Below are 3931 nucleotides of genomic sequence, written 5' to 3'. Positions count from 1 at the left end.
GAGAACACCACCTGCGATCAGCAGCACAACGCAGAGGACAACGACCGGGAAGTACAGGAGGAACACGCCAGCAACGGTGGCAAAGTACCCCACTAAGAATCCGAGAACGGTCCCGGCATCCATGTCTGCTCCCAAGAACTGATCACCCTGGACCGGATGATGCCTATTGAATTGTTAGCTGCCCGGCGCTTGCAGGGCCTTCCACCAAGGGCTCCCCAGTGCCATGTCTTCACCCGCGGACCCGCCTGACGCGCATCCTGCGCCCTCGCGCCGGGGCCTGAACCGTAACTGGGCGGAAGCGGCGCCAGGGCCTGTGGGGACGGTTGATGCTGGGCTCAGCGGGAGGGGAAGCTGAAGCCACTAGTGATGACCCGTTCCGGCGGCGCCGCAACCGGTGGAGTACGAACACCGTCAAGCCCATCCAGACGAAAGCCGCGCCGAAAATCAGGATCACCGCCGGGATCGTCTCCATGACTGAGTTTAGGCCCGGCACAGTTCGCATGCCTTACGCGCTTCCAGGGGTGCCGACCACGTGGTCGCCGGGGATTACGAGCGGGGAGTACCTGCTTCCGAGGTCATGGTCGGTGAAGGGGCCCTGTTCTTCTTTTGACCTGAGACGTACTCTTAGCGGGATCCTAAGGCCGGGCGGCCGGTTGTTGGGGAAACGGGAAAGGGCGAATGCACGAGATGACACTGAAGGACGAGTGGGAACGACTTGATTCACAGACGCGTCAGTGGCTTTTGGACAATCCGGGATGTGTGACGGTGCCGCGCACTGTCGCCGCCATGATTAAGCAGAATTCCGCGGGGCATGTGGAAGTTGACGGACACGGCCAGATGCTGCTCTCCCTAGAGGATCAGGATTTTATCCGCGGGAAAGGAATTGGTGTAGGCGCTTAGAGACCCGCCTCGCCCCGGGTGTACCCGATCGACTTGGTCAGACGGCGGGGCCGTGTGCTGGAAGTCAAGGTGCCGGCTGGGATTGCCCACATAGGATCCTCCTTACGGTGGCATCGTCGCTGATGCACTGGTGGTGCGGATCCGGCAAGCTGCGGAGAAATGGTCTCCGTACCGGTGAAGAAACGAAGGAGAAAAGTACGCAAAAAGCACCTCCGCCACAAGAGGTGACAATAACCCCACGCATAACTTTCACGACGATGACAAACAGCAGGACAGCCTGGTCGGTTTCAGAAAGCCCCTCACTCCCTAAGCGACAACTCTTTTCTGTGCTGGAGTGAGGGCACCGGGCCACTTTATGGTGGCGGTCGACCTGCCCTACGCGTGAGCCAGTTCAGGACTTTCATGCCTGCCAGGGCACTGTCGCCAGGCACTGATCATGGATAAATTTTCCATACACGCTACTGGGGCTCACTTCTTCCAGAAAGGATCCCTGATGTCGAAGAGCAACGAGCCCGATCCCCGGGAACGTCACATCAGCACGCCGGATCCTGCTGTGGAAGCTGATAGCGGACAGTACGCAACCGGTGACTACGGAGACGCCGGATCGGTGGACGCTCGCGCTGACGCGCGGGGGAGCGGTGAATACGCCGAGGGTGACTATGGAGATGCCGGAACGGCCCACCAGCGCGGCATCGCCGCCGACCAAGCCAATGGTTCCCCTGGGGACCAGGATGCCGGTCCGGCCCGCCCCGATGACGATTCGGAAAGTGGAGCCCACCGCGAGTAATAGCCAGGCGCTCCACCACCGATCGTCCCATTGCTCTTAATTTCTGAGCGGTTGCTTGTGGGCAAGTATCCGAAAGACGATGCCGCCAGGTCCGCCGTGCTGAACTTCGGTAATGGTGAAGCCCGCGCCCGTCAGGTACGGCACGGGATCACGGGTGATATGTTCGGCGCTGAAGCGGGTGATTGGTGGTTCGATTGCCCGCATGACCCTTCGAGCCAGGGCACGGGTGGAGCGCCCGTGTTCGGTCAGGACGAATACTCCGCCCGGGCGGAGTACACGGTAGGCCTCACGGCTGGCGGCCAGCGGATCGTGGATGGTGCAGAACGTGAAGGTGGACATGAAGGTGTCCGCGCTTTCCGACGGCAGGTCCAGGGTCTGCGCGTCGCCGTGATGTAAGTCGATGCGATCGATTCGCTTTTCCCGTACGCGTCGGCGGGCGATTGCAAGCATCTTGTCAGAGAGGTCGAACCCGGTCACACTCTCCACCTCCGGGCCGTAGAGCGGGAGGTTCAAACCCGAACCCACCCCGATCTCGACTACCGTCCCGTGGGTCATCGACACGGCTCAGGCCCGGGCTCCATTGGCAATGTAGCGCTCGAAAAAGGTCATCCACCGGTCATAAAGACGGGCGTTCTTGTTGAAGGCTTTCGTGATGTCTGCGTTGTTGGTCTGGTTCATTGCAGCCTCCGGGAAACAGGGTTTCTCCGCTGCTGGCCTCGTACCCAAAGTTGCCCTTGTGCCGGGGAATTATGGCGCCAGTTTTAGAAATTTACGGGACAGCCACATACCCGGCATTCGCAGCATCTCGATCCAGTGAGAGCCCCCGCCTGGGACCTGTTCCAAGAGTTGTGGAACGGTTTCAGTAGGGCCCATTTCTCTAGTGCTGCACGGCCATGGGCTATGGGCATTCATCGCCCACAGGAGGCACCCATGCGCACGGCAGAACATTTGACTGAAACCGAGCAGGTCTCGCCCGGTGGCCGTCCGGCTTTCAGGCAAGGCCATCGCTCATCAAGTCCGGAGACACAGGGCTCAAGACAGTTGTCGCTGCGAAGAGTTCCTGAGACAGGCAAGGGCCGCAGGTCCCGAGCGGGCTAAACGCGAATCTCGACACCCGCCGCCTCGAAGAACGTCCCCCAACAGCAGCCGCCACCCCGATTTCCAGAGGCGGGAGGAGCGTTTCTAGGACAAGTTGCCGCGGACGATCACCCGCCTTTGGGCTGGAGGAGGAGGACTTGTGACAGGCCGGCGGCAATGGCGGGCGGCCAACTTCAGGACCCCGCGGAGTCTCCGGCTTTCCTGAGATATTCTGCGAAGGCGTTCTCAGGGATGCGGTAAGACCTCCCGAAGCGCACCGAAGCCAATGCGTGGGCTCGGACCAGTCGGTACACGGTCATCTTGGACACCCGCATGGCTTCGGCCACTTCGGCGATGGTGAGGTACGGGCTGGGCAAGTTTTCGGTCGACATGTCAATCGGAGCTCCTAGGCTTCGGATCGTGGTTGTTGGTCAGCTGGTGCAGGGGTTTGCTAGTCGGCCCGCCGCAGCTGACGGTAGTCGTAGAAGAAGGTGCGGCTTGCGGTCTGTAGACCCACGAGGGTTCCGTTCTTCGCCACTATCACACCTTCCCTTCGGCCGTTGAAGGGGTCCTCCCCGATGACCACCTCGCCGAGCTTGTAGGGAACGGCAAGCGCGCGTGCACGGGCTATGGTTTCCCGGAAGAATGCGGGCATCCGGCGGGGCTGGGTGTCCGGGGCGGACGTGCTAGCAGGTATTTCCAACATAATGATCAGTCCTCCTTGCGGTAAACGCTGAGTCACTTGGTGGTGCGGGCCCGGGTTTCCTGCCGAGAACGGTTCCGCGCCGGTAGCACCATGAGGCCCACGCTAACCCTCCTGCCCCAGGAGCCACAGGGGTAACAGGTACCCGACTTTGACCGATGGTCTACTTGTAAGCAGGCTGAGTACCTGCTTTTCTCTCGCGCTACATGAGGAGCGTGTTCGTGGGGAAGAATGTTTGCCAATCTACGGGCCCGGAGTGCCGCACCCTTGCCTACCCGGCACGTATTGGCCGTTACCGGCGGTAACGGCGGTGTGGCGAATGGGCCACAAACGTCTTTCGGGGGCCCGGAAATGCGCTTCCGAATTACGGTCCCGTGATTGGATTTTCGGCCGCTTAACGGTTGCACGAAGAACCGGAAACATCCCTCGTTTCGGGCTTGTGGCGCTCCTACGCTGGAGTCATC

5 protein-coding genes are annotated in these 3931 nt (G+C 60.9%); 2 read left to right on the top strand and 3 right to left on the bottom strand.

All coding sequences use genetic code 11. The features are described 5' to 3' along the window. The first annotated feature begins 678 nt into the window (after positions 1-678). Both CXQ88_RS21245 and CXQ88_RS21240 read left to right on the top strand, forming a co-directional pair. Positions 679-900 carry a hypothetical protein gene (locus CXQ88_RS21245; RefSeq protein WP_258062058.1) on the top strand — a complete coding sequence of 74 codons (222 nt, stop codon included), beginning with the start codon at positions 679-681 and terminating at the stop codon, positions 898-900. Between the two features lie 493 nt (positions 901-1393). Continuing rightward, on the top strand, positions 1394-1687 hold the full coding sequence (locus CXQ88_RS21240) for a hypothetical protein (protein ID WP_104046138.1): 294 nt from the start codon (positions 1394-1396) through the stop codon (positions 1685-1687). Between the two features lie 36 nt (positions 1688-1723). On the opposite strand, the gene CXQ88_RS21235 is transcribed toward CXQ88_RS21240, so the two are convergent. The 3 genes from CXQ88_RS21235 to CXQ88_RS21225 form a co-directional block, all read right to left on the bottom strand. Next, positions 1724-2242: a class I SAM-dependent methyltransferase gene (locus CXQ88_RS21235; RefSeq protein ID WP_258062060.1), complete on the bottom strand. Its 519-nt coding sequence runs from the start codon at positions 2240-2242 to the stop codon at positions 1724-1726. Positions 2243-2958: 716 nt separating this feature from the next. Beyond that, positions 2959-3156 carry a helix-turn-helix domain-containing protein gene (locus CXQ88_RS21230; protein WP_104046137.1) on the bottom strand — a complete coding sequence of 66 codons (198 nt, stop codon included), beginning with the start codon at positions 3154-3156 and terminating at the stop codon, positions 2959-2961. Positions 3157-3215: 59 nt separating this feature from the next. Next, positions 3216-3470, bottom strand: a complete 255-nt coding sequence (locus CXQ88_RS21225; RefSeq protein ID WP_104046136.1) for a hypothetical protein — start codon at positions 3468-3470, stop codon at positions 3216-3218. Positions 3471-3931: the final 461 nt, after the last annotated feature.

Origin of the sequence: Arthrobacter sp. ZGTC412 (assembly GCF_002929215.1) — a bacterium.
In the GTDB taxonomy this organism is placed as follows: domain Bacteria; phylum Actinomycetota; class Actinomycetes; order Actinomycetales; family Micrococcaceae; genus Arthrobacter.
The sequence above is the reverse complement of the archived record's forward strand: the minus strand, read 5'-3'. Positions and strand labels throughout refer to the sequence as shown.

What these genes read in the sequence shown, in the direction of transcription:
- CXQ88_RS21235 (WP_258062060.1), bottom strand. Translation starts at nt 2,242, where the DNA reads ATGACCCACGGGACGGTAGTCGAGATCGGGGTGGGTTCGGGTTTGAAC.
- CXQ88_RS21240 (WP_104046138.1), top strand. Translation starts at nt 1,394, where the DNA reads ATGTCGAAGAGCAACGAGCCCGATCCCCGGGAACGTCACATCAGCACG.
- CXQ88_RS21230 (WP_104046137.1), bottom strand. Translation starts at nt 3,156, where the DNA reads ATGTCGACCGAAAACTTGCCCAGCCCGTACCTCACCATCGCCGAAGTG.
- CXQ88_RS21245 (WP_258062058.1), top strand. Translation starts at nt 679, where the DNA reads ATGCACGAGATGACACTGAAGGACGAGTGGGAACGACTTGATTCACAG.
- CXQ88_RS21225 (WP_104046136.1), bottom strand. Translation starts at nt 3,470, where the DNA reads ATGTTGGAAATACCTGCTAGCACGTCCGCCCCGGACACCCAGCCCCGC.